This is a genomic window from Xanthomonas hyacinthi (genome assembly GCF_009769165.1).
In the GTDB taxonomy this organism is placed as follows: domain Bacteria; phylum Pseudomonadota; class Gammaproteobacteria; order Xanthomonadales; family Xanthomonadaceae; genus Xanthomonas_A; species Xanthomonas_A hyacinthi.
In genome coordinates this window covers 1,352,627-1,376,868 of record NZ_CP043476.1, presented here as the reverse complement: position 1 = coordinate 1,376,868, position 24,242 = coordinate 1,352,627, and the positions used below count along the sequence as shown (strand labels likewise).

General features: G+C 69.2%; 19 protein-coding genes. 8 read left to right on the top strand and 11 right to left on the bottom strand.

The window, feature by feature from the left end; genetic code table 11:
• Positions 1–51: 51 nt before the first annotated feature.
• The 4 genes from FZ025_RS06305 to FZ025_RS06290 are packed head-to-tail and all read left to right on the top strand — an operon-like array spanning position 52 to position 7,455.
• Entirely contained in the window at positions 52–1,359 is a 1,308-nt protein-coding gene (locus FZ025_RS06305) for a condensin subunit F (protein WP_046978549.1), read from the top strand.
• A complete protein-coding gene (locus FZ025_RS06300; RefSeq protein WP_046978548.1) occupies positions 1,356–2,036 on the top strand; it encodes a chromosome partition protein MukE in 681 nt (226 codons plus the stop codon). The genes FZ025_RS06305 and FZ025_RS06300 overlap by 4 nt, the downstream gene beginning before the upstream one ends.
• Positions 2,033–6,454, top strand: a complete 4,422-nt coding sequence (gene mukB, locus FZ025_RS06295) for a chromosome partition protein MukB (RefSeq protein ID WP_046978547.1) — start codon at positions 2,033–2,035, stop codon at positions 6,452–6,454. The genes FZ025_RS06300 and mukB overlap by 4 nt, the downstream gene beginning before the upstream one ends.
• On the top strand, positions 6,454–7,455 hold the full coding sequence (locus tag FZ025_RS06290; protein WP_046978546.1) for a Wadjet anti-phage system protein JetD domain-containing protein: 1,002 nt from the start codon (positions 6,454–6,456) through the stop codon (positions 7,453–7,455). Before mukB ends, FZ025_RS06290 begins: the two co-directional genes overlap by 1 nt.
• 681 nt (positions 7,456–8,136) lie before the next feature.
• Here the strand turns inward: FZ025_RS06290 and FZ025_RS06285 are convergent.
• Positions 8,137–8,307 carry a hypothetical protein gene (locus FZ025_RS06285; RefSeq protein WP_244292468.1) on the bottom strand — a complete coding sequence of 57 codons (171 nt, stop codon included), beginning with the start codon at positions 8,305–8,307 and terminating at the stop codon, positions 8,137–8,139.
• A gap of 207 nt (positions 8,308–8,514) precedes the next feature.
• On the opposite strand from FZ025_RS06285, the gene FZ025_RS06280 reads away from it, so the two are divergent.
• Both FZ025_RS06280 and FZ025_RS06275 read left to right on the top strand, forming a co-directional pair.
• Complete coding sequence (locus tag FZ025_RS06280; RefSeq protein WP_046978545.1) at positions 8,515–9,435, top strand: oxygenase MpaB family protein; 921 nt, start codon at positions 8,515–8,517, stop codon at positions 9,433–9,435.
• Positions 9,436–9,582: 147 nt separating this feature from the next.
• Positions 9,583–12,600: a bifunctional diguanylate cyclase/phosphodiesterase gene (locus tag FZ025_RS06275; protein ID WP_046978544.1), complete on the top strand. Its 3,018-nt coding sequence runs from the start codon at positions 9,583–9,585 to the stop codon at positions 12,598–12,600.
• Here FZ025_RS06275 and FZ025_RS06270 read toward each other — a convergent pair.
• The 9 genes from FZ025_RS06270 to FZ025_RS06230 all read right to left on the bottom strand — a co-directional run bounded on the left by FZ025_RS06270 (position 12,590) and on the right by FZ025_RS06230 (position 22,169).
• Entirely contained in the window at positions 12,590–13,603 is a 1,014-nt protein-coding gene (locus tag FZ025_RS06270) for a Rieske 2Fe-2S domain-containing protein (RefSeq protein WP_104558627.1), read from the bottom strand. The genes FZ025_RS06275 and FZ025_RS06270 overlap by 11 nt on opposite strands.
• 212 nt (positions 13,604–13,815) lie before the next feature.
• On the bottom strand, positions 13,816–14,925 hold the full coding sequence (locus FZ025_RS06265) for a hypothetical protein (RefSeq protein ID WP_046978543.1): 1,110 nt from the start codon (positions 14,923–14,925) through the stop codon (positions 13,816–13,818).
• The gene (locus FZ025_RS06260) at positions 14,922–16,103 is read right to left on the bottom strand and encodes an ATP-grasp domain-containing protein (RefSeq protein WP_046978542.1); all 1,182 of its coding nucleotides are present in this window, start codon (positions 16,101–16,103) and stop codon (positions 14,922–14,924) included. The genes FZ025_RS06265 and FZ025_RS06260 overlap by 4 nt, the downstream gene beginning before the upstream one ends.
• Positions 16,096–16,944, bottom strand: a complete 849-nt coding sequence (locus tag FZ025_RS06255; RefSeq protein WP_104558648.1) for an MBL fold metallo-hydrolase — start codon at positions 16,942–16,944, stop codon at positions 16,096–16,098. The genes FZ025_RS06260 and FZ025_RS06255 overlap by 8 nt, the downstream gene beginning before the upstream one ends.
• Before the next feature lie 64 nt (positions 16,945–17,008).
• Positions 17,009–17,986 (bottom strand): NAD-dependent epimerase/dehydratase family protein, encoded by a 978-nt coding sequence (locus tag FZ025_RS06250; protein ID WP_046978540.1) that lies wholly within the window; start codon positions 17,984–17,986, stop codon positions 17,009–17,011.
• A 1-nt stretch (position 17,987) separates the two neighbouring features.
• Positions 17,988–19,004 (bottom strand): 3-oxoacyl-[acyl-carrier-protein] synthase III C-terminal domain-containing protein, encoded by a 1,017-nt coding sequence (locus FZ025_RS06245; RefSeq protein ID WP_046978539.1) that lies wholly within the window; start codon positions 19,002–19,004, stop codon positions 17,988–17,990.
• A gap of 61 nt (positions 19,005–19,065) precedes the next feature.
• Positions 19,066–19,767 carry a glycosyltransferase gene (locus FZ025_RS06240; RefSeq protein ID WP_046978554.1) on the bottom strand — a complete coding sequence of 234 codons (702 nt, stop codon included), beginning with the start codon at positions 19,765–19,767 and terminating at the stop codon, positions 19,066–19,068.
• A 78-nt stretch (positions 19,768–19,845) separates the two neighbouring features.
• Positions 19,846–20,841 carry an aldo/keto reductase gene (locus tag FZ025_RS06235; RefSeq protein ID WP_046978538.1) on the bottom strand — a complete coding sequence of 332 codons (996 nt, stop codon included), beginning with the start codon at positions 20,839–20,841 and terminating at the stop codon, positions 19,846–19,848.
• Between the two features lie 245 nt (positions 20,842–21,086).
• Positions 21,087–22,169: an aldo/keto reductase gene (locus tag FZ025_RS06230; RefSeq protein WP_104558629.1), complete on the bottom strand. Its 1,083-nt coding sequence runs from the start codon at positions 22,167–22,169 to the stop codon at positions 21,087–21,089.
• Between the two features lie 109 nt (positions 22,170–22,278).
• Here FZ025_RS06230 and FZ025_RS06225 point away from each other — a divergent pair, with 109 nt between their 5' ends.
• Complete coding sequence (locus FZ025_RS06225; protein WP_046978537.1) at positions 22,279–23,178, top strand: LysR family transcriptional regulator; 900 nt, start codon at positions 22,279–22,281, stop codon at positions 23,176–23,178.
• Between the two features lie 38 nt (positions 23,179–23,216).
• Positions 23,217–23,552: a DUF2834 domain-containing protein gene (locus tag FZ025_RS06220; RefSeq protein ID WP_046978536.1), complete on the top strand. Its 336-nt coding sequence runs from the start codon at positions 23,217–23,219 to the stop codon at positions 23,550–23,552.
• A gap of 103 nt (positions 23,553–23,655) precedes the next feature.
• Here FZ025_RS06220 and FZ025_RS06215 read toward each other — a convergent pair whose 3' ends face one another.
• Complete coding sequence (locus FZ025_RS06215; RefSeq protein WP_046978535.1) at positions 23,656–24,225, bottom strand: flavodoxin family protein; 570 nt, start codon at positions 24,223–24,225, stop codon at positions 23,656–23,658.
• Positions 24,226–24,242: the final 17 nt, after the last annotated feature.

Sequence of the window (24,242 nt, the reverse complement as noted above, 5' to 3'; positions counted from 1 at the left end):
AATGAAGCCGCTGCAGGATTGCGGTGTGACAAGGGGTTTGATTCAGCGCGCATGACAGTAGCCGACCCCAATCGCCTTATTGCCTCGCTGGTGCGGGACCAGGTCAATCTAGACCTGAAGACGGCAGACATTTGCTTTCTCGCGGGCCTCTACCTGAGGGCGGACAAGGCTGGGCTGGCGTCATTCGAGGAGGATTTGCTGGTCGACCTGTTCGAGCAAGTCTGCGATGTCGTCGAACCCGCTGCCGAGAACCCGCGCAAGCGCGCGACCCATGCCATCCAGCGCCTGCGTGAGCAGCGCATGCTGGCCCGGGTCGATGGCGCCGGTATCGTGAGGGCGGGCGAGTACGCGCTGACGCGACTTGCCGCTGCGGTGATCGAGTATTTTCTGACAGACGAGGCGCTGACGAGGGAGAGCCTCAGCTTGTTGACAGGTATCTTGCGTGCGCAACTCGCCGACGTGCTGGCGACAGCCAGGAAGGCCCAGGATGACGAGGATTGGCACCGGCACGTGGTTGCGCCCTTGAGGATCACGGTGGGCGATCTGGTGGCAGGCATCGAACGCCGGCAGCGCGGGCTCGATGCTCAGCAAGAAGAAGTCCAGGCGGAGATCGCCAGCCTGTTATCCACCGACTGGTTCAGTGCAGTCGATCGATGCCAGGCCTTGCTTGACGCAACGACCCGCACATTGCGCGAACTCAATGAGATCCTGCTGCGCGATGCGCACCATTTCGTCGCATTGCTACAGGACATCCAGGCACTGGCCATGTCGGCGCAACGTGCCGAGCCCGAGGAGGCAGCACAGCGGGTCATCGAACATGTCGACCGGATCGCAGCCTGGGGCAGCGCGCGCCAGAAGGCATGGTCCGAGTACTACCAATACGTGCATCGTTACCTACGCGACGTGGTCAGGCTGGATCCTGATCGGGCGCTGAGCCAACGCTTGCGCGACCAGATAGTGGGCTGGCAGAACAAGCCTTTCCATCTGGTGGTTGCGCATGCGGGGTCCATCTGCCTGCTGCGCCCGCTCGAAGCACGCGTCGAGCGTCCAGCGGTGGCCAGGCCAAGGACGGATCGCGAGGCCGAGCCGGCCTGGGTGGAGGCCGAGAATGCGCTGGCGGATATCGAGGTGCTGGTGAACCTTGCACTCGAGGAGGGCATCGATTCCCTGGCGGGGGTGACTTTGCGAGTAATCGCCACGTTGACCGAAGACAGCCATTACGTGACTGTGGGGCGGGTCGCCGACGCGGTAGCGCGGTTCGCCCGCCTGCGTTCGAGCCGCGAACGGCCATGGCGCGCGGTAGACGAACGGCTTGAGATCGAGGATTGGAACGTTCAGGGCCAGAGGAAAGCGCAATGAGTGATGCCGGATTCGCTTCCCTGGATTTGGTGATTGCCGACGAACGCTTTCCTGAGGTGGATCTTATGCTGCGCCACGGACGCCATATCGGTCGTGATGACGGCAGTCTCTATGATTATCTAGTCGACGCGCAGGCGTTGCTCGAGACTTTCTACCGGCGATTCGGCGGCGAACTGATCCAGCGCAGTGATGGCTATTTCTATTTGCTGCCCAACGGCGATCGACTAGGGCGTCGCCAGTTGTCCGTCGGCGAAATGCTCGTTGGGCAGGTGCTGGCGCTGTTGTATCTCGATCCCGCATCCTTGCAGCACGGCGGCATGACAACGCGGGAAGCGTTGTTGCAGCGACTGTCCGGCTTGCTGGGCACCGATGCGCTGGTACGCACGTTGACTCCGCGTAGGCGGAAGTATGACGAACGCATCGCCGCGGAGACCGTGCGTGGCAAGGTGGACGAGGCTCTGCGCAAACTGGCCGATCTAGGCTTCGTCGATGTCGTGGATGTTTCCCGGCTGCGTCTACGGCCAGCATTGATGCGCTTTGCTGAGCCGGTTCGCGGACTCACCGATCCTGGCGACGCACTGGAGCGGCTGGTTGCGCACGGCGAGGTGTTGCTGGGCGATGCTCCAGACGTGGATGATGATGGCGGTGACGCGGAAGGGGAGGAGATGTCGTCATGAGCCGAACGCTTGCCGAGGCACTGGTCCTGGTCAACTGGAAAGGCGTCTTCTACGAACGCTACCTGCTCGACCGGCACGTCACTGCGCTGGAGGGTAGCAACGGTGCCGGCAAGACCACGGTGATGATTGCCGCCTACGTTGCCCTGCTTCCCGACATGTCTCGCCTGCGCTTCACCAATCTCGGCGAGACCGGGGCGACCGGCGGCGACAAGGGCATTTGGGGCCGTCTCGGTGATCCTGGACGCCCCTCCTATGCAGTGATCGACTTTGTCCTTGCCGGCGCACAACGATTGGTTGCGGGGGTGCACCTGGAGCGCAAGGGCGAGCCTTCCGTGGAGCCAATCTCGTTCATCGTCTGGAATCTCGACCCTGCGGTTCGTCTGCAGGATCTGTTGCTGGTCGCGCAGGGCGGTGTCGAGTCTGTACCGGAGTTGCAGGAACTGCGCGACAACGCAGCGCGGCTTGGCGGACGACTACAGTCGTTCCCGTCGGCGCGGGAGTACTTCGCCGCGCTGTTCGACCAGGGCGTGATGCCCCTGCGCCTCGGTACAGACGAGGAGCGCAATAAGTTCAACGAAATGCTGCGAACCAGCATGACCGGCGGTATCTCGCGGGTACTCACTTCGGAGTTGCGCTCGTTTCTGCTCAGGGAGCAAAGCGGTCTCGCCGACACCTTGCAGAGAATGCGGACGAATCTGGACGCCTGCCGGCGCACGCGGGTGGAAGTGCAGGAGTCGCGCCGTCTGGAGCAGGAGATCGGCAGTGTCTTCGAAGCGGGCCAGGCTATGTTCGCCGCGGCCTTCCTCGCGACGCGCGAACGCGCCGACGAGTTGGCGCGCCGGATGGTCGAGGCGCAAAGCGCACGTGATCATGCCTTCCAGGCACAAGAGGCTGCGCGCGAAGTGCTCGGCGAGATCCTGGCCGAGCTGAATGCGCTCGATACTCGCAAGGGCGAACTCGACCGTGTGCTCGAATCCGCGCGCATTTGGTGCGCCAAAATGAAAGATGCTTTGGCGGCGTTGAGTACCCTGCAACAGTGTGTCACCCGGCTCGCGGAGACCGAGAGCGAAGCGCAGGAAGCGGGTAGGCTGCAAAGCGAGGCTGAGACACTGCGCACGCGTAATCGCGAGGAACTCAAGCGTGCCCGGGAGGACTACATGCGTGCCGCCAAGGGACTCGCCGATCTGCAGCAGGGCATCGAGGAGCTGCATCGCCGCGCCGCTGCCTATCGCCAGGCCACCCGACGGCTGCGGCAAGCCGAGGCGAATGTACAGGCTGCACCCTTGCTACCCGCGCAGTTCGCCGACCATCTTGCTTCGGCACGTGACACACTCGAGCGCATTGATCGGGAGCGTCGGGAGGCCAGGACACGCCTGTCCGACGCGCTGGAGCACCGTGCGCGCCATGAGCAGCTCCTGGCGGCTTTGCGACGGCTCGTGGGACGGGATGTCGAGGTCATCGCTGCGCACGATGTGGCCACTGAAGCATTGAATCATCATCGGCAACTGAGCGTATTGGCCGAGCAGCTTCCTGGTATTGAGCGCGAACTGGCCGAAGCGCAGCAGCTGCAGGTCCGGCAGGCCCGGGTGCGCGCACAGGCAAGCGAGGTGGGTGTGGTTCTGAACCAGGCTCCTGCTACGCAGGTCGTCGATGCTTTGCTGATCGGCACTGAAGCCGAACGGTCAGCACACGAGCAGGCGCAACGCACGGCCAATCACGAAGTGGCCGAGCTACGGCGCCGGCGCGAAGACCTCCAGAAACAGCTTCGGCACTTACTGGCACGGGAGCCGCAATGGTGCACGCTAGCACAATGCGCCATCCGCCTGTCCGAGCACCTCGGTACCCGGGTGAAGGATCGGAACAGCCTAGATGCAGCCCGGCCCCTCTTGAGCGAACAGCACGCCGAGACGGGCCGGGCCGAACAGCAGGCACGGCAAGCACAGGAGCGGCTGATCCAGGAGGCGCGCGAGCTGCTGGCGGCTGGTGGTCCATTTTCGCCCGCGTTGTTGCAGCTCAAGGATCGGCTCGGTGCCGAATTGCTGGCCGGCAGTTACGAAGAAGTGGCGATCGAGGAGGCGGCGGTGCTGGAAGCCCGACTTGGCGCCCTGGCGCAGGCGCTGGTCGTCGACGATCCCACTGTGGCAACCCGCATCGCTATTGACCGGCCAGAGGAATTGACTGACGTGCTACTGGTGTCTCGTGATGCCGACCTCTATCGTCTGGCAGAAGCCTCCGGCAGTACGATGGCAGGCGAAGGTGATCTCGTCGTCCAGGAAGGTATCGCCCTGCGCGTGTCCCGTATCCCCGCCAAGCCGCGCCTAGGGCGGCGTGCGCGGGAGAAGCGCGCGGCTGACCTGCAGGCGCAGGCCGAGGAGAGAACCCTTGAACTGAACGCGGCGAGGAATGTGCGCCGCACGCTGGAACGGCTGCTGGCGGATGGCGATGCGCTGCTTGCCGGACTGGAGGTGTGGCTGGCAGGCGATCCTGCGGACGCCATCATCGAGGCGCAGCAGGCGATCGCCTTGACCGACGAACAGATCGAACAGCAGCGCGAAACGGCAGATCGCCATGCTGCAGAGGCACAGGCGCTGCAGCCACGTATTGGCAGGCTGCGTTCGTTGCTGGGCGAGGCGATGCTGCTCGATCCGCCTGACCATGCCGAGCGGGTGCAGACACTTAGCGAAAGAGCGTCGCAGGCAGGCGAGGCCAGGAACTGGATCGCCGCCAACCAGGAGCGTGCCCTTCGTGTGGAGCGTGGGCTTGGCGACTTGCGCCAGCTTCCGCTGTCGGACATGGACATGGAAGACCTGAAGCGCCACACGGATGCCCTGGAGAAACAACGTCAGCAGCTTGATGCTGGAGTCGAAGCACTCGAATACCTGTGCGACAACGCTGAAGCGCTGGCTTGGGAGGAAGCGCCACGCCGGCTCGAAGACTCGCAGGAACTGGTTCCGGCGCTGCAAGCGCAACTGAGCGAGGCCGAAACGTTACAGCAAGATATCGAGAACAAGGTCGCCCAGGCGGAAGCCCAGTATGACCGAGCGCACACGCGCTTTCTTGCTATACAGAGCCAGTACGCCAACGCAAAACATGGACATGAATCCGCTGCTGAATATTTCAATGCCCTAGGAATACCCGCTCCTACCGAGGAGGCCCTTTCGTCAGCTATTGCCGAGGTCGAGCGGCTGGAACAGGAACTGCATACCCATTGGGCACGACGCGATGAATTGTTGACTGCTAAAGGCAACCAGGAACATGGCTTGCAGAGCGCCCAGCAGGATCTGCAATTGGCTGACGACAAACTTGCCGCCGAACGCCGCGAGGCGGAGCCGGCACGTAAGCGCTGGGACGACCTGCTCGGCTGGGCGATGCGCGATGGCCTGGTAGGCGAGTTGCTGACCAAAACCCCTGAAGGATTTGCCGACATCCGCGGCCACATCAATTTTGTCCAGGAGGCCAAGATACGCCGAGTCGTCCTGCTGGAGCGCTTGGGCAGTGCGCGCGGCGGGGAGACCTTGCTCGCCGAATTGCAGTTGCTGCGCGATACGTCCGATGCCGCCTTCGCTGATGCCATCTTGGAACTCTGGTTGGCCGTGCGCGACTGGCTGCGCCGTCGCCTGCCGGCCCAAGTGGCCGAGGTCGATGACCCGCGCGAAGCGCTTGTCCGGCTGCGCGACCAGTTATCCGACCTCGAAGAGCGTCTCACCCGTCAGGAAAGCGACCTGCGCGGAACCAGCGAAGATGTGGCGCGCGGCATCGATGTGCAGATCCGCAAGGCGCGTGGTCAGGTCACCCGCTTGACCAACAACTTGGAGAAGGTCAGCTTCGGCAACATCAAGAACATCCGTGTGCGCCTGCAGCCAGTCGAACGCATGGAGCAGATCCTGCGCGCTCTGCGTGAAGGCGCGGCCCAGGAGCTGCTGTTTCAAACGGACATGCCGATCGAGGAGGCACTCGACGAGATCTTTCGCCGCTACGGCGGAGGTCGCTCCGCAGGGCAACGCCTGCTCGACTATCGGGAATACGTGCATTTGCAAGTGGAGGTCCGCCGCAAGTCAGGCGCCGACTGGGAGATCGCCAACCCAACACGCTTGTCGACCGGTGAGGCAATCGGCGTCGGCGCCGCGTTGATGATGGTGATTCTCACCGAATGGGAGCGCGACGCGACCTTGTTGCGCGGCAAGCGAGTCCATGGTTCGCTGCGTTTCCTGTTCCTGGACGAGGCCAACCGCCTGTCTACGGACAATCTCGGCGTCCTGTTCGACCTGTGCCAGACACTGGATCTGCAGTTGATGATAGCGGCCCCCGAAGTGGCACGAGCCGGAGGCAATACAACCTATCACCTGGTGCGTCAGGTGACGCCCGAAGGGCACGAGGAAGTCCAGGTGTTCGGCCGTCGTACCCGGAGCGCAGGCTGATGTGGCAGACACCGCAGCAGCGCATCGCTCTGCTCGAACTGCTGATGCAGGGGACGCTCAAGCGGCGCGCCTCACAGGCGAAGGCATATGACACTCTAGCCGAGCTCTCCTGGAACCGCGCGACTGGTCGGCGCGACCAGATCGCTCTGGTCGAGGCCTATCGCGCCGAACTCGTTGCGCTGTTGGAACGGGTATGGCCGGACTGGAAGGACGAGCTGGCGGCACTGACGGCGGGTGGATTTGCTCCCACGCCCGACGGTTGGGCTCGCCTGGAAGATGCGCGCCGCGCAGGACGACTTCCAGTGCTGCCGGAACGCCTCAATCGCCGGACGGCGGCCGCACTCACCGCACCACACTCCAAAGCGGCAGTGACACCGCGCCGGCAAGCCCCGCTGGCCAGCACCGAACAGACGCATGACGGCCTGTTGCGTTTGCGACCACCGCGTGGACTCGTGGCACAGACCACGCAGGGCATCCTGGATCTATGGACACTTGCCAGTTCGCTCGGTGAAGCGCCGATTCCGGAGCGGGCCTTCCTCGATGGCCTCACCCTGGAAGGCCCTCTGCGAGCAGTATTGTTGGTTGAAAACCAAGGCGCCTGGCGTGATATGCCGGCACTGGATGGATGGCTCATCGCCCATGTTCCGGGTTGGGATACAAGCACCGTCGTGCATTTGCTCGCCCAGGTAAAACCCGAGGTTCCTCTCGTTCACTTCGGTGATCTGGACCCGAACGGCGTGCGCATTTTCCTAAAGCTGCGGGAGCGGCGGTCGGACCTGCACTGGTTCGTTCCCCCGTTCTGGTCCGAGTGCGTTGCTCCCAGGAAGGTGAAACAACCATGGTCTGCTACGCTAGATCTGCGCGATGCGCCCAAACTGGTGCGCGATCTGGTGCGAGATGGTCTTTGGTTGGAGCAGGAGCCGTTGGTTGTTGATAGTAGGCTGATAAATGCTCTGGAAGCCGTCGTCGAGAACAGTCCCCATCGCTTTACTCTGGTCTAGAAGGTCAGTTAGCTATTTTTCCAGTTTCTCGCCATTTTAGAGTGGCGCTTACCCTTAAAAGCGAAATTCCATTCGGCGTGGTCCATAGTGTACGTGGATGTCATCGTCGCTCCGGCGCGCCTGCCTATCGTGGCTGGTGGTACGAGCAGGGGCCGTTGGCGGACGTTGAGTAGAGAAGTATCTGCAGGATCAGGTACACACTTGCTGCAGAATGGCGCTCGTTTCTCTGTTTGCGGTAAGCCTGTCGAGGCCATCGTGATATTCCAGAATGCGCCTGGGTGGCTGTCCATTTCGATGTGGAAGCCTATGGGAGCCGACGGCTCTGGCAAAGACGGCCGTGTGGGTACATGAACCGACACGTCGTGTCTCGCATTCAGTGCTCTCCTTGTCCCACAGGAGGCTGGCCAAGAGCGCCCAGTCGATAGCGAACCCAGGAGCCATGGTCCATGGTTGGGACATCGATTCCACTTGGGCATGCTTGACTTCCAGAGTTGGCCAAAGAAGCCCAGCTAAGTAGGTCAAGAAGTGAGTCAAATTGTGAGTCGTTATAACTAATTTTTATTTATAAGTATATAAATTACAATGGCTTACGGAGAAATTGCGGTTGTTGGTGGGACACCAGGCGCTTGGACGCGAGTCGAAGCACCTGTTTTATGTCCTTGGGAAAATTGTTGAGAAAATTCAGCGCCGTTGCGGCGGTTTCACGACCGGCAATTCGTGGTCGTAACCATCGGTCGTCGACGAAGAGACGTGTCCCGCCGCATCTTGCGTATCGCCTCGACTGCCCTCGGTGCCGGTAACGCGGCGATGCTTCAAACCGTGCAGTGACAAGCGCTCATCAAGCTTGATCACGCCATCGCGTCTTCCCGACCCAGATCCGTCGCCCAGCGCTGATCAGGCCGCTCGGCCCGGGACAGCGTCGCCTCAATGCGCGGGCGCTGCCTGGGGTCGCTTTCGAACCTGCCAGCCTTTCAGCTGGAAGATCCGCTGGACAAAAGCCCCGGCTTGCCGGGGGATACTTCCCCCGATAGCGTTAACAGGCCCTAATCAGGTGGTGCGATGACTGTCATGCTGCGTACGCTCACCGCCCCTGCCGCCGCCCGCATCCGCCGCTGGGTGCTGGGCGTGTTCCCGCGCGGGCAGGGCGGCATCGACTACGACCAGCCGCTAGGCGATGCCGGCCTGTTCGGCCCCGACAGCGTCACCTGGCGCGTCCATGCCGAGTTCCCCGGCATGCTCTCCGGCGGGTTGTGCGCGTTGCTGCTGCAGACCCTGCATCCGTTGGCGCTGGCCGGCGTCTACGACCATTCCAATTTCCGCCAGGACCTGGTCGGGCGCCTGCGCCGCACCACCCAGTTCGTTGCCGCCACCAGCTATGCGCCGCTGGCCGAGGCGCAGCGCCAGATCCAGCGGGTGCGCGCCATCCACGCGCGGATCCGCGGCCACACGCCCGACGGCCGCGCCTACGCCGCCGCCGATCCGGCGCTGCTGACCTGGGTCCATGTCACCGAGGCGTATGGCTTCCTGCAGGGCTATCGCCGCTACTGCCGCGCGGTGCCGGCGGCCATCGCCGATCGCTACTACGCCGAGGGCCGGCGCGTGGCCGAGGCGCTCGGCGCGCAGGCGGTGCCGGCCAGCGAGCGCGAGGTGCTGGCCTACTTCGCACAGGTGCGCCCGCAATTGCGTGTGGATGCGCGCTCGCGCGAGGTGCTCGCGGTCCTGGCCGGGTTGCGCCTGCCGGTGCCGGCGGCGGGCCTGTCGCGCGAGCTGTTCCTCGGCGCCGGCGCGGCGCTGCTGCCACCCTGGGCGAGCGCGATGCTTGGGCGCGGGCGCCTGCAAGGCGCCCAGGCCGCGGCCGCGGCGCGGGTGCTGCAGGGACTGGCGCCGCTGTTTCGCATCGCGCTCAATGACGGTATCGCGCAGCGCGCCTGCCGCCGGGTCGGCATCGCCCCGCAGCGCCTGGCGCAGTGGCCCGATTGAGCAGGCCGCCGGCAGCTGCCGGCGCGCGGGGCCGGGCGCCGCCGCGCCGGCAAAGCTGAACGGTAGGGGCGCTGCGCCGTACGGCGTGCGCCGCGGCGCCGCCATCCGGTCAAGATCGCCGCGCCCGTGCCGCTCTATGCAGGACCCATGCAGCGCCGTTTCTCCGCCGCCGACAAGAGCTACGACGTCCGCTTCAGGCAGCGCCTGCGGCGCGCGTTGCGCGCGCCGTTGCGCGCGATCCTGGTCTGGGGCCTGGCCCTGGCGCTGCTGCTGGCCTGCGGGCTGGCCTATGTACTGGTGCAGGACCGCGGCAACCGCCTGGCCGCCGCGCAGCGGCAGAGCCTGGCGCTGGCGACCGGCGCCGACCGCCTGCTGCAGCTGGAACTGGACACCCTCAGCCAGGCGCTGCGCGGCGAAGGCGTGGCCGCGCAAGCGCTGCTGGCCGACGCGCCGAGGCGCGCGCCGGAACTGATCCCGCAACTGATCGAGGCGTCGCTGCGCGGGGTGTTGCGGCGCCATCCGCAGCTGCACGACGTCGCGCTGCTGGATGCGCAGGGCCGGCGCCGGTTCGGTGGGCCGGGCGATCCGGGCCTGCGCGAATGGGCGCTGGGCTCGCGCCGCAGTGGCGACGGCGTGTTCGTCGGCCCGTGCCGACGCCTGGCCGATGGGGAAGCCGTGGTGCCGCTTGCGCTGCCGCTGGCGTCGGGCGACTGGGTGGTGGCGAATTGGCGGGTCGCGGCGCTGCAACGCATCGTCGGCGGGGTCGATGCCGGGCGCGATGGGGTGGTCGCGCTGACCGATACGCATGGCCTGCTGCTTGCGGCCAGCAGCGCCGCCGCCGGCGCCACCGGTACCCGCGTGCCGCTGCCGTTGGGCCTAGTGCGCGGATTGCCGCAAGGCAGCGCGCTGGGCATGCAGCAGGCGGTGTTCGGCCAGCAGGCGCGCATGCTGGCGGTCAGCGGCGGGCGCGACTATCCCGTGCTGGTGGTCGCCGGGCTGGCGGTGCGCGAGGCGCTGGCGCCGTGGCGCTGGTTCGCCGCCGCGGCGTTGCTGGTCTATCTGCTGTATCTGGTGGGGTTCGCCTACCTGCTGAGCAGCCTGCGCCGCGCCGAGGACCGCCAGCGGCAACTGCTGGAGCGCTTGCGCCGCGGCGACGAGGAGCTGCGCCTGGCGCACGCGATGGGCGGCATCGGCACCTGGCGGGTCGAGGCCGACCGGCGCCACCTGCTGCTGGCCGAGCAGACCGGCGCCCTGTTCGGGGCGCGGCAGCTGCGCATGAGCCTGCCCGCGTTCCTGGCCCGGGTGCATGACGACGATCGTGCGCGGATCGAGCAGTTGTACGACGCGGCGCTGCATGGCAACGGCGAGTACAACGTGGTGTACCGCATGCACTTGCCCGATGGCGGCCTGCGCTGGCTGGCCGCGCGTGGTGCGCGGGTGCAAGGCCGCGACGGGCTGTGCATGACCGGTGCGGTGCAGGACGTCAGCGAACGGATCGAGGTGCAGGCGCGGCTGCTCGACGCCGAGCGTCGGTTCCGGCTGATGTTCGAACGCAACCCGCTGCCGTTCTGGCTGTTCGCGGTGGACAGCCTGCGCTTCCTGGAGGTGAACCAGGCGGCGATCCGCCAGTACGGCTACAGCCGCGACGAATTCCTGGGCATGACCCTGCTCGAACTGCGCCCGCCCAGCGAGGCCGAACGGTTGTTGCAGAACGTGCGCAAGCCGCGCGACGGCTTCGACGCGCCGAGCGTGTGGACCCACCGGCGCAAGGACGGCAGCCTGCTGTCGGTGCGGATCCACAGCGCGGACGTGGACTTCGGCGGCGTGCCGGCGCGCCTGATCCTGGCCGAGGACGTCAGCCAGCGCATGGCCGACGAGCGCGAACTGGCGTTCCGCGCCAGCCACGACGTCGCCACCGGTCTGCTCAATCCGCGCGCCCTGGCCGAGGCGCTGGATGCGCGCCAGCAGGCGGGCGGCTATGCGGTGGCCTATGTGCAGCTGCGCGGGCTGGCGCTGATCGGCGACACCCTGGGCCACGCCGCCGGCGATGCGGTGCGCTGCGCGGTGGCGGCGCGGCTGCGCGGGCTGGGGGAACGGTTCGGCCTGACCGCGCACCAGCCGTCGCAGGACTTCGTGCTGGCGGTGCTGGATCCGCAGCAGCTGCCGCAGGCGCTGCAGGCGCTGCTCGAGGCGGTGTCCGCACCGGTCCAGGGCGGCGCCTTCACCCAGCAGCTGCAGGCGCACATCGGCGTGGCGCGCTGCCCGGACGATGCCGCGGGCGCCGAGGAGACCATCGGCAGCGCCGCGCAGGCCGCGCATGCGGCGCAGGCCGAGGGGCGCAGCGTGGCCCGCTTCGAGCGCAGCATGTCCGCGCGCATCGGCGAACGCCTGCGCCTGGCCGGGCGCCTCCATCAGGCGATCGCGCGGCAGGAGTTCGAGCTGCATTTCCAGCCGATCCTGCGTGCCGACAGTGGTGCGCCGCGCCTGCTCGAGGCGCTGATCCGCTGGCCGCAGGCCGACGGCAGCTGCATCGCCCCGGACCAGTTCATCCAGCTGTGCGAGGACACCGGGCTGATCCTGCCGCTCGGCCGCTGGGTGCTGCAGGCCGCCGCGCAGGCGCGGCGCCAGCTGGCGCTGCACGGCTGGGCCGACCTGCCGGTGGCGGTGAACGTGTCGGCGCTGCAGTTCTTCGACGGCGACCTGGTCGCGGACCTGGTGCAGGCCTGCGCCGCGGCCGGCCTGGCCGCCGACGGCCTGCACCTGGAGCTGACCGAGAGCAGCCTGATGCGGCAGCCGCAGCAGGCGCTGGAGGTGCTGCGGCAGCTGCGTGCGCTGGGCGTGAGCGTGGCGCTGGACGACGTCGGCACCGGCTTCTCCAGCATGGCCTACCTGCGCGACCTGCCGTTGGACACGCTGAAGATCGACCGCAGCTTCGTCGCCGACGTGCATCGCGACGCGCGCAACGCCTCGATCTGCGAGGCCTTGCTGACGCTCGGCCGCAGCCTGGGCCTGGAAGTGGTCGCCGAAGGCGTGGAGAGCGAGGAACAACTGCAGTGGCTGCGCGCGCATGGCTGCGACCTGGTGCAGGGCTATCTGCTGGGACGGCCGGCACCGTTGCCGCAGGCGATCGCTGCGCTGGGCAGGCGCGATCCGGTCACAGCATGAGCTCGATGCCGTGCTGCGCACCGGGGGCAGGCAGCGGTTCGCCGTCCCAGTAGCGGCGCAGCGGTTCGCGCACCAGGTCCAGCGCGGTGGAGGCGCCGCGCACGCCGGGAAAGCGCTGCAGGTTGCGCGCCTGCAGTGCGAGCATGCGCCGGTCCTGCTCGCCGATCTGGCGCAGCAGCGGCCACACCAGCCAGCGCACCGCCCACGCCGGCGCCCAGCGCCCGTCCACGTGCAGGCTGGCGAACACCTCGGTGCTGTGCGGGCCGACCGGGGTGAAGTGCAGGCTGATCCGCACGCGGCCGCCGCGGGCGTAGCGGTATTCGATCTGCGCAGTGCCGGGCGCGGCGAAATGCGCGCGTTCCAGCGTGCGCGGCGATTCGAACAATCGGTACAGCCAGCCGCTCTGCGCGGCGGCGCCGGCATAGTCGACGTGGAAGCCGTCGGCGGTGGTGTGCCGGCAGGCGCGCATCGGCGTGCGCTCGCCGCCGCGGCGCACCAGGCCTGGATGCAGCAGGTGGGTGTGCAGCGGATCGAGGAAGTTCTCCAGCGCATCGACCACGTGCGCGTCCCAGCGCGTGCGCCACAGGAAGCGCCGCGCTGGCGGCTGCAAGGCCTGCACCAGCGGTGCGGGCTGCGCGTCGCCGGCGGGGTCCGGGCGCAGCCAGATCAGCCCGTCGTGTTCGCGCGCGGCGAATGCGCGCACCCGCACCGCCGGCGGCGTCTGCCCGGGCGGCAGGCCGGGAATCTCGCGCAGCGCGCCGTCGCGGTCGAAGCGCCAGCCGTGGTACGGGCAGGCCAGTCCATCGCCAGTGGCGCGGCCGGCCGACAGCGGCGCGTGCCGGTGCGGGCAGCGGTCTTCCAGCGCCAGCAGGCTGCCGTCGGCGCAACGCGCGATCGCCGCATGCCGGTCCATCACCGTCACCGCCAGCGGCCGCTGGCGCAGCGCGTCGGCGCGGGCCACGGCGAACCAGTGCCGGTACAGCGAGGGATGCCAGTCGTTCATGGCCGCTAGCGTCGCACGCGCGGCACGCCGGTGTCCGGATGCACGCGCGCGATGCGCAGCGGCTCAGCCATGGTTGCCCCCTTGCGGTGCCTGCGCGTGTCCGGATGCACGCGCGCGATGCGCAGCGGGCCGCGCCAGCGAACGCGGGCAATGCGCTACGCGACGATCGTTCCGGTCGCTCGGTTGCGTCCGCGCGTGCGGCCCGCTGCTTTTCATAGCCGATAGCGGCGCATCAGCGGCACGCCGATGCGTTCGGTCAGCGCGCCGAGCGCGGCGATCGGCTGGCGCCGGCGCAACGGCAGGTGGCGCGCGTCCACCGCGCTGTATTCGATCACCGGGGTGCCGCCGCGCTGGCGCTTGAAGCTGGCCGCGCCGGCGCTCTGGTTGAGCCGGCGGCCGTGGCGCAGCGCATGTTCGAAGCCGCAGGCGGTGAGCGTGCGGTACAGCGCCAGCCGCTGCGGTTGCTGCAGGTCGTAGCCGACGATCGGCGCGGTCAGCGTCTGCCCCACGCCGAACAGGCCGGTGATGCAGACCAGCGCGCCGCCCGCGTCGCGAAAGCCGTCGAAGTGCAGCAGTCCGGCGCGGTGCCAGGCGCGCAGGAACCCGGCGCGGTAGGCCGGATTGCAGCGCGAGTATTTGTCCAGGTACAGCTGCGCGTACAGCGCGGCGATGCGCGGGTAGTCGGCCTCGCCGATGGCGGCGTTGCCGCAGCGCTGCAGGTCGGTGCGCGCGGTCAGCTTGAGGTCGCGGGCCAGGTCGCGGTGCTGCAGCAGCGCCGGCCAGTCGTCGTACAGATACACCTGGCGGCTGCCGATCAGGGTGAAGCCCTGCGCCTGCAGCGCATCCAGCCACTGCGGCGTGTCCACCCGGTTGAGCGAGCGGAACCACAGCGCATGCTGCGGCCAGCGCGCGCGTGCCGCGTCCAGCAGCGCGCCCAGGCCCTCGCGCGGCAGCGGCGGATACAGGTTGGTGGACAGCAGCCAGTTGTTGAGGGTGACCGCGCGGTCGATCCGTGCCCAGTCCAGCCACGCGCCGATGCCGCCGCACAGCCCGCGCAGCGGTGCGGCCAGTGCGCGCGGCAGCAGGCGCACGGCCTCCTCGGCGGCGTAGTCGGCATAGGTGGTGCGCGGCGAGCACACCCAGGCGTTGCCCGCACGCTCCTCGCTCACCGTGACCGGCATCGACAGCGTGCCGGCCTGCAGCATCTCGATGCGCGCGTACAGGTTGCCGGCCACGCGCTGCGCATCGCCGCCGGCATGCAGTTCGGCGAAACGCTGCGCCTGCACGGCGTAGTCGGTGCAGGCCTCGGCGGCGCCGTTCATGGCGGCGGCAGGGCCTCGCCGTCCCATTCGGTATCGCGGGTGGATGCCTCGCGCATCGTGCAGCGCTGGGCCAGCGCCAGCCGCGCATGGCTGCCCAGGTCGCGCAGCGCGCCGGCCAGCGGGCGCCGATCGCCGCGCGGGGCGAGCACGTCGTCGGCGCGGGCGTAGTCGTCGCGCCACTGGCGGAGCCGGCCATGACGCAGCGCCGCCGGCAGCGCGACGCCGAGCATCAGCGGGCCGAGCATCGCCGCGCGCGTCGGCGCCGGGCGCACGATCGCGATCGGATCGCGGCGGCTGCCGTCCAGTGCCGCGACCAGCGGATCGGCCGCGGCGAACAGGTGCAGGCCGCTGGTCGCACGCGGATTGCATTCGATCACGCTGTAGCGGCCCTGCGCCGACACGATCCAGTCGAAGGAGAGTTGTCCGCTGAAACCGAGCTTGCCGACCAGCTGCGCGGTGAAGCGCTCGATCTGCGGCGCCGGCGCGGCGTCGAAGTAATAGCTGGAGCTGCGCTGCAAGCGGTAGCGCGGCCGGTACACCGCATGCGCCAGCAGCACGCCGTCGCGCGCCACCGCGTACGAGCAGCGTTCCTCGCCGGCGCAATAGTGCTGCGCGACCCAGTCGCCTTGTTCGGACAATGGCGGCGCGCTGGCGGGCAGGCCGTGCGGATGCACGCGCACGTGCACGCCGAAGCGCGAGTATTCCGGCTTCAGCACCAGCGGCGCGCTGCCGGCCCAGTCGCGCGCCTGCGCCAGGCTGCGCACCTGCGCGCTGTCCGGCACGTCCACGTCGGCATCGATGGCGCGTGCCAATTGCAGGAATTGCCATTTGCTGTGCAGCGCGCGCAGCGTGTCGAAGGCGTCCACCAGCACGTCCAACTGCGCCGGCAGCGCCTGCCGGTAGCGGGCCAGGTAGAACACGTCCTCGCAGGTCGGCAGCAGCAGCGCGATGCGCTCGCGTGCGACCAGCGCGTTGAGGTCGGCGATGTAGGCGGCCGGGGCGTAGCGCGCCGAGGCGATGCGATGGCTGGCGCTGGCCGCGCGCGACCAGCCGGAGATGCGGCAGGCCACGCTGTCGGCCAGGTGCACGCGCCAGCCCTGCGCGGCGAAGCGGCGCGTCAGGTCCAGCGCCACCGGCGCGCGTGCGCCGGTGATCAGCACCGCTGGCGCGCTAGCCATCGGCGATCGCGGCGGCGGCGGGTCGCCATTGCCGGCAATGCGAGGGCACCATGCGCAGCGCCGGTTCGGCCAGGCGCAGCGCATGCAGCCGCGCCAGCGTGTCGCGGTAGACGCGGTGCTCGCCGAGCAGGTGGGTGACCAAGGCCGGCGGCGGCGTGCCGTCGGCGATCGCGGCGCTGGACCAGGCCGCATCGGCGACCAGGAACACCGGCCCGTGCGTGTCTTCGAACCACAGCCCGTAGTGGCCGGGTGCGTGCCCGGGCAGCGGCACCAGCAGCACGCTGCCGTCGCCGAACAGGTCGCGCAGCGTGCCGAAACCGCGCAGCGTCGCGGGCGCCGCGCATGCCGGCAATGCCTCGAACCAGTGCATGCGCGCGCGCGCGCCGCGCAGCAGCGCCGGCAGGAAGCCTTCGCGCAGCGCCGCCAGCCGCCCGCGCCGTTGCAGATCGTCCCAGGCCTGCTGCGCGCAGGCGATGCGCGCCTGCGCGAAATCGGCCACGCCGCCGACGTGGTCGCCATGGAAGTGCGACAGCACGATCCAGTCGATCGCTGCCGCGGCGATGCCGTCGCGGGCCAATTGTTCGCGCAACGACTGGCCCGGCGCCAGGTGCACCGGCGTCAGCACGCGGTACAGGCGCTCGGGAAAGTGCGCGGTGGCGGCGAGGAAGTGCTGCGAGTAGCCGGTATCGAACAGCAGGTTGCCGTGCACCGGGTGCTGCAGCAGCGTCGCCAGCGCCGGGAATTGGCAGGGCGCCAGCGCCGCGCCGCGGCGCGTGGCGCGTTCGGGATGGGTGCAGTGGCCGGCTTCGTACAGCCGCCAGCGCAGCGTCGGTGCGCTCATGCGCGGGTCCGCCTGCGCGGGTGCGCTGCGGCATTCGTCCGGCACAGACGTGGCTGCGTCCGGATCATGTACGCCCCAGGGCCGCGATCCCGGCCTCGGTGGACAGCAGCGGCGCGTAGCCGAGTTCGCGCCGCGCGCGACCGATGTCCAGCGTCTGCGAATAGCCGAGCACGCCGATGCCGTAGCGGCTCAGCCGCGGCTCCGGTTGCCCTTGCCGGCGCAAGGCGATCTGTTCGCCGAGCGTGGCCAGCGCCAGGGCCAGGCGGCGTGGCACCGGCAGCAGGCGCACGCGCAGCTGCAGCACCGCGAACAATTCGGTGAGCAGGTCGCGCACCGCGATCGGCGTGCCGTTGCTGATGTTGTAGGCGCGGCCATCGCCGAGGTGCTCGGCGCGCAGCGCGGCCAGCGCCGCGGCCACCGCGTTCTCCACGCAGCACACGTCGATCATCGCGCGTCCGCCGTGCACCAGCGGGAACCAGCCGCGCTGCGCCACCGCCAGCAGCCGCGGCACGATCGCGTTGTCGCCGTGGCCGAACACCGCGCGCGGGCGCAGCACCAGCGCCGGCAGCCCGGCCGCGGCGGCGGCGCGCACCGTTTCCTCCGCTTCCCACTTGGTCTGCGGATAGCCGCCGATCCAGCGCGCCGGCGGGGTGAAGTCCTCGCGCACCTGGTACTGGTCGGCGTAGCGGAAATAGATGCTCGGCGAACTGAAGTGCACGAAGCGGCGCACCTGCGCGCGCTGCGCGGCGGCGAGCAGGCGCGCGGTGGCGACCACGTTGGCCTGGCGGAACACTTCGGCGCTGGCCCACGGCGCGGACAGCGCGGCGCAGTGGATCACCGCGTCGCAGCCGTGCAGCAGCAGCGCTAGATCGTCGCGGCACAGATCGGCGCGGACCACGTCGATGCGCGGGTCGCCGGCGAAGGCGGCCAGCGCGGCGGCATTGCGGCCGCTGGCGCGGACCTGCGCGCCGTCGGTGGCGAGGGCGCGGACGATGTGCGCGCCGATGAAGCCGGAGGCGCCGGTGACCAGGATGCGCGCCATGTCAGTACCGCAGCACCGCGCCGCCGAACGCCAGCCCGGCGCCGGAACCGACCAGGCCGATCAGGTCGCCGCGCACGATGCGGCCGCCGGCGATGGCCTGGTGCAGGGCGCTGGGGATCGACGCCGCCATCTGGTTGCCGCGTGCACCGATCACGTCGACCAGCGTGTCCGGCGCCAGCCGCAGCGCGACCTGCAGATGCCGCAGCGCCTTGGCGCTGGCCTGGTGCGGCACGATCCGCTGCAGTTGCGCCAGCTCCACGCCGGCCTTGTGCAGCAGCCGTTGCAGGAAGCCCGGCAACTTCGCCGCGGCGAGCCGATAGGTGGCGCGGCCGTTCATTTCGAACAACGAACCGGCGCGCAGCGCCTCGACGCCATGCTCCAGGCGCAGGCGGGTGCCGCCGGCGCGGACCCGGCAATGCGCGATGCCTTCGGAATAGGTTTCCAGGTGCGCGGCCAGCAGTTGCGAACCGCTGTCGCCGTTGTCCGCACCGAGCACCACCGCCGCGGCGCCGTCGCCGAACAGCGGCGCGGTGTCCACGTCGTCCCAGTTCAGCCCGACGCTGGCGATCTCGCTGGACACGATCAGCACGCGTCGGTAGCGGCCGGCGGCGATCGCGCAGGCGGCCAGATCCAGTGCGGCGATGAAGCTCAGGCAGGTGGCGTTGATGTCGAACGCCGGCAGCCCGCTGCCCTGCAGGCCGAGGCGGGCGTGCAGCAAGGCGGCGCTGCACGGGATCGCCTGCTCCATCACGCTGCAGGCGCAGATCACGCAATCCACATCGTGCGGCTGCAGCTGCGCCGCCGCCAGCGCCGCGCGCGCGGCGCGTTCGCCCATCAGCGAGGCCGGTTCGTCGGCGCCGGCGTAGTGGCGCATGCCGACCCCGGCGTGACGCAGGGTCCAGCCGGCGGGCTTGCCCCAGCGCCGGTCGAAGCTGTCCGAGGCCACCTGCCGCGTCGGCAGATAGTCGCCCGTGCCGAGGATGCGCACCGCGATGGGCCTGCTGGGGTCGACGGTCATTGCGAAAGCTCGCGCAAGGGGGGCGCAGCGTACTGCCAGCGGATCGGCGCCGGCAACCGCGTCACCGCCCGCGGCGCTGCCCGTACCAGAAGCCGAGCGCATCGCGCGAGCGCAGCATGCCGCGGCCGCGGCGCAGCAACTGCAGCAGCAGGCCCAGGTGCTCGCGCTTGCTGAAGCTGCGCAGCTTGCGGTCGGAGGTGTGCACCGGCTCGCGCAGGATCACGAAGCGCCCGCGCCGGGCCAGCGCGCGGCTCAACGCCACGTCCTCGCCGGCGTAGTAGCGCTCGTCGAAGCCGCCGGCGGCGGCGAATGCGCTGCGCGTGCAGAACAGGAAGCAGCCCGGGGCGATGCCGGTGCGGCGCAACAGCCAGCCGAACAGGGCTTGCGCCGCGCGTTCGTGCCAGGCGATCTCGCCGAGCAGCTGCACCTGCGCGCCGCCGCCGACCGCGCCGGTGTGTAGCGCGCGCAATGCCGCCGCCAGCAACGGCGTATTGACCCGGGTGTCGGCATCGACGAACAGCAGGTAGCGGCCGCGGCTGGCGGCGGCGCCGGCATTGCGGGTGGCGGCGATATGCCGCAACTGCACCTCCAGCACCTGCGCGCCGTGGCGTTGCGCGATCTGTGCGGTGGCGTCGCCGCAGGCATCGGCGACCACCAGGGTTTCGAAATCCAGATGCAGCGCCTGCGCGGCGATGTGCAGCGACGCCAGGGTGTCGCCGATCAGGGCGGCTTCGTCGTGGGCGGGAACGATGAACGAGATCACGCCCCGCATCATGCGACGCCGGTGCGGCACGGGCAAATCCGCCCGCGCCGCGCCGGCGATCGCGCAGCGCAGCTCAGCTCAGCGCTGCAGCGACGCCATCATCGCCGGCGGGTAGCGGCTGCCGGCGGCCGCGTCGGCCGGGAAGATCGCCTCGATCTGCGCGCGTTCGGCCGCGCTCAGCGTCACCTGCAGCGCGCCCAGGTTCTCTTCCAGATAGGCCAGGCGCTTGGTGCCCGGGATCGGCACCAGGTCCTCGCCCTGCGCCAGCACCCAGGCCAGCGCCAGCTGCCCGGGGGTCACGCCCTTGGCCCGGGCCAGCGCGCGCACCTGTTCCACCAGCTGCAGGTTGCGGGCGAAGTTCTCGCCCTGGAAGCGCGGCGAATGGCGGCGGTAGTCGTCGGCCTCGAAGTCCTCCGGCGAGCGGATCGCACCGGTCAGGAAGCCGCGGCCCAGCGGCGAATACGGCACGAAGCCGATGCCCAGCTCGCGCACCGTGGCGAACGCGCCGTTGCTCTCCGGGTCGCGCGACCACAGCGAGTACTCGCTCTGCAGCGCGGTGATCGGGTGCACCGCATGCGCGCGGCGGATGGTGCCGGCGGCGGCTTCGGACAGGCCCAGGAAGCGCACCTTGCCCTGTTCCACCAGCCGCGCCATCGCGCCGACGGTGTCCTCGATCGGCACGTTCGGGTCCACCCGGTGCTGGTAGTACAGGTCGATGTGGTCCACACCCAGCCGCTGCAGGCTGGCCTCGCAGGCGGATTGCACGTAGTCGGGGCGGCCGTCGATGCCGCGCGCGGCCGGATCGTTCGGGTCCAGCGTGATGCCGAACTTGGTGGCCAGGAACGCCTGGTCGCGGCGCCCGGCCAGGGCCTTGCCGACCAGCACTTCGTTGGTATGCGGGCCGTACATGTCGGCGCTGTCGATCAGGGTGACGCCGTGGTCCAGCGCGGCATGGATCACCGCGATCGCGGCCGCGTCGTCGCTGCGGCCGCCGTAGAACGCGCTCATGCCCATGCAGCCGAGGCCGAGGGCGGACACGCGGGGGCCGTTGCGGCCGAGGGTGCGGGTTTGCATCGGGAAGCTCCTGTCGGGAAGTGGGAAGTGGGAAGCGACGTAGAAGAAAAAATGCGGCGCGGACGCTGTCGTCGCGGGGCACGCAGGATGCGAGCGCAGCGCGGCGCGGCGTTATCGCGATCGCGCAGGATCCTTGTCCGATCCTGCAAACGCGCCGCGCCGCGCTGCGTGCAGGCGCCGAGCATGCCACGGCGGGCATTTGCGCAAAGTCGGCGCCGTGTTCGAGCGCATGCCGGTGGCACGGTTCAGAGCGCCGGCGTACGCGGCTGCAGGCGGGTGCCGCCGGACACCAGTTGCCGCGGCATCGGCAGGCGCATGAACGCGTGCGGGAACGGATGCGCGACCGCGCTGACTGCGTCCAGCCGCTGCAGCTGCGGCGCATCCAGCTGCAATTCCAGCGCGCCGAGGTTGTCGTCCAGCTGCGCCAGGGTGCGCGCGCCGACGATCGGGATCGCGCCGCCGCCGGGCCGCTGCAGCAGCCAGGCCAGCGCCACCTGCGCCGGCGAACGGCCGATCTCCGCGGCGACCTGCTTGACTGCGTCGGCGATGTCCAGTGCGCGCTCGGTCAGCATCTCGTGCGCATGCGCGGTATCGCCGCGCTCGGCGCTGGCCTGCCCGTCTGCGGCGCGGCGCTGCACCGCGGCCAGGTCCTGGCGGCCGTACTTGCCGGTGAGGATGCCCATGGTCAGCGGCGACCAGGCCAGCACGCCCAGGCCCAGCGCCTCGGCCATCGGCACCAGTTCGGCTTCGACCGTGCGCTGCGCCAGGCTGTATTCGATCTGCAGCGCCACCAGCGGCGACCAGCCGCGCAGGTCGGCCAGGGTCTGCATCCGCGCCACCTGCCAGGCCGGCGTGTCGGAGATGCCGGCGTAGACGATCTTGCCGGCGCGGACCAGGTCGTCGAAGCCGCGCATCACTTCCTCCACCGGCGTGGTGTCGTCCCAGATGTGCAGGTACAGCAGGTCCAGGTAGTCGGTGCGCAGCCGCTTCAGGCTGGCCTCCACCGACTGCAGCAGGTTCTTGCGGTGGTTGCCGCCGCCGTTGGGATCGCCGGGGAAGGGGTTGAGCGTGTACTTGCTGGCGATCACCAGGCGCTCGCGGCGGCCTGCGGCGAACTTGCCGAGCAGGGTTTCGGAACTGCCGTTGGTGTAGATGTTGGCGGTGTCGATGAAATTGCCGCCGCGCTCGACATAGCGCGCGAACAGGCGCTCGGCTTCGGCGGCGTCGGCGCCCCAGCCCCAGTCGTTGCCGAAGGTCATCGTGCCCAGCGCGATGGGACTGACGCGCAGGCCGGAGCGGCCGAGCAGGCGGTAGTGGGCTAGCGACATGGGCAGCTTCCTGGCAAGCGGATCGGGGCCGCGGGAACGGCAGGATGCGCCGCCCGGCCAGGCGGATAAACTGGCATAGTCTGCATCTTCCTTGAAGTTGAGCTTCATAATGGCCGCCAGTCCCCTGCCTGCCGTGGTCGCCTTCGCCCGCGTCGCCCACCACGCCAGCTTCACCCGCGCCGCCGACGAACTCGGCGTCTCGGCCTCGGCCTTGTCGCAGACGGTGCGTGCGCTGGAAGCGCAGCTGGGCGTGCGCCTGCTGCACCGGACCACGCGCCGGGTGGCGCTGAGCGAACATGGCGCGCGCTTCCTGGAACGGGTGAAACCCGGCCTGGCGCAGATCGAGGCGGCGTTCCTGGACCTGGACACGGTGCGCGAGCACCCGGCCGGGCGCCTGCGCATCACCTTGCCGCGGGTGGTCGCCGACCAGCTGGTGATGCCGTGGCTGCCGTCGTTCCTGGCGCGCTATCCGCAGATCGAAGTGGAGCTGTGCGTGGACCCGGCCTTGGTGGACGTGGTCGCCGCGGGCTTCGATGCCGGCATCCGCCTGGGCGAACGCCTGGCCCGCGACATGATCGCGGTGCCGCTGGGGCCGATGCAGCGCCAGGTGATCGTCGCCGCGCCGGCCTATTTCCGGCGCCATCCGCCGCCGCAGACGCCGGCCGACCTGGTCGGACACGACTGCATCGTGCATCGCCTGAGCAATGGCCGGCGCATGGCCTGGGAGTTCACCCGCGCCGGCCGCGATTTCGAGGTGGAGGCGACCGGCACCCTGGTGTTCAACGACAGCGGCCTGACCCATGCCGCCGCGCTGGCGGGGCTGGGCCTGGCGCAGGGATTCGAATCGATCGTCGCCGCCGACGTCGCCGCCGGCCGCCTGGTGCGCGTGCTCGACGACTGGCAGCAACCCTTCGCCGGCTTCCATCTCTACTATCCGGCGCGCGAACACCTGGCACCGAAACTGCGCGTGTTCATCGACCATCTGCGTGCGGCGAATGCGCCGGCGTGAGGTTAAGCTCGCGCTGACTCGTTGCAGGAGCCAGCGCGATGCGTAGCCTTTACCTGGGATTGTGCGTTGTCGGAACGGTGGTGCCGCTTGCAGCTTTCTGGCCTTGGCTGCAGCACTACGGACTCGACCTGCCTTTGTTGCTGCGTCAGATCGTGGCCTCGCCGCCGTCGCTGTTCGCCTGGTGCGACGTGCTGATCGCGGCCATGGCGGTGATCGCGCTGGTCCTGGTCGAGGGTCGGCGCCTGGGCATGCGCAGGCGCTGGCTACCGATCGTGGCGCTGCTGATGGTCGGCGTGTCGCTGGCGCTGCCCATGTTCCTGTGGATGCGCGAGCGGCAGTTGCTGGCGGGCCGCAACACCGACAACGGCACGTGACCGAGACGGCATGGCCGTGCACCAAGGCATGCGTTGCTGGCGACGATCCGCTGCCAGGGCGTCGCGTCGCCACCGTGGCGGTGGGGCGACGCAGTCGCGCGGCTCAGCCCTTCAGCCTGGCCGCATAGTCGGCCACGCGCTTGCCGAGCAGCCTGGCGGCTTCCAGGTCGCCGGCGCGCGGTGCTTCCTCCGGCGAGGCGTCCGACGGCGAGACCGCCAGCGCGCCGCCGGAGCCGGCGGTCCAGTTGGTGTCAGCCGGGCCGTGCGCCTTGGTGTTGGCCGGCAGCAGGCCGGTGCCGACCCAGACCTGGCCGTGCTGCTGCGACAGGGTCCAGAAGTATTCGATGGTGGAGAACTTGTCGCCGTTGAGCGAGGCCGAATTGGTGAAGCCGGCGGCGATCTTGTCCTTCCAGGCCTGCGAGAACCACTGCTTGGAACTGGCGTCGGCGAACTTCTTGAACTGCCAGGCCGGGCCGCCCATGTAGGTCGGGCTGCCGTAGACGATCGCATCGGCGTGGCCGAGCGCTTCCCAGGCGGCGTCGGGCAGGTTGCCGTCCTCATCGATGCGATACAGCGTGGCCTCGCCGACGCTGGCGGCGCCGGCGTGCACGGCCTCGGCCTGTTTGACCGTATGGCCGTAGCCGCTGAAATAGACGATCGCGATCTTGCTCATGGGCGAACTCCTGAGAG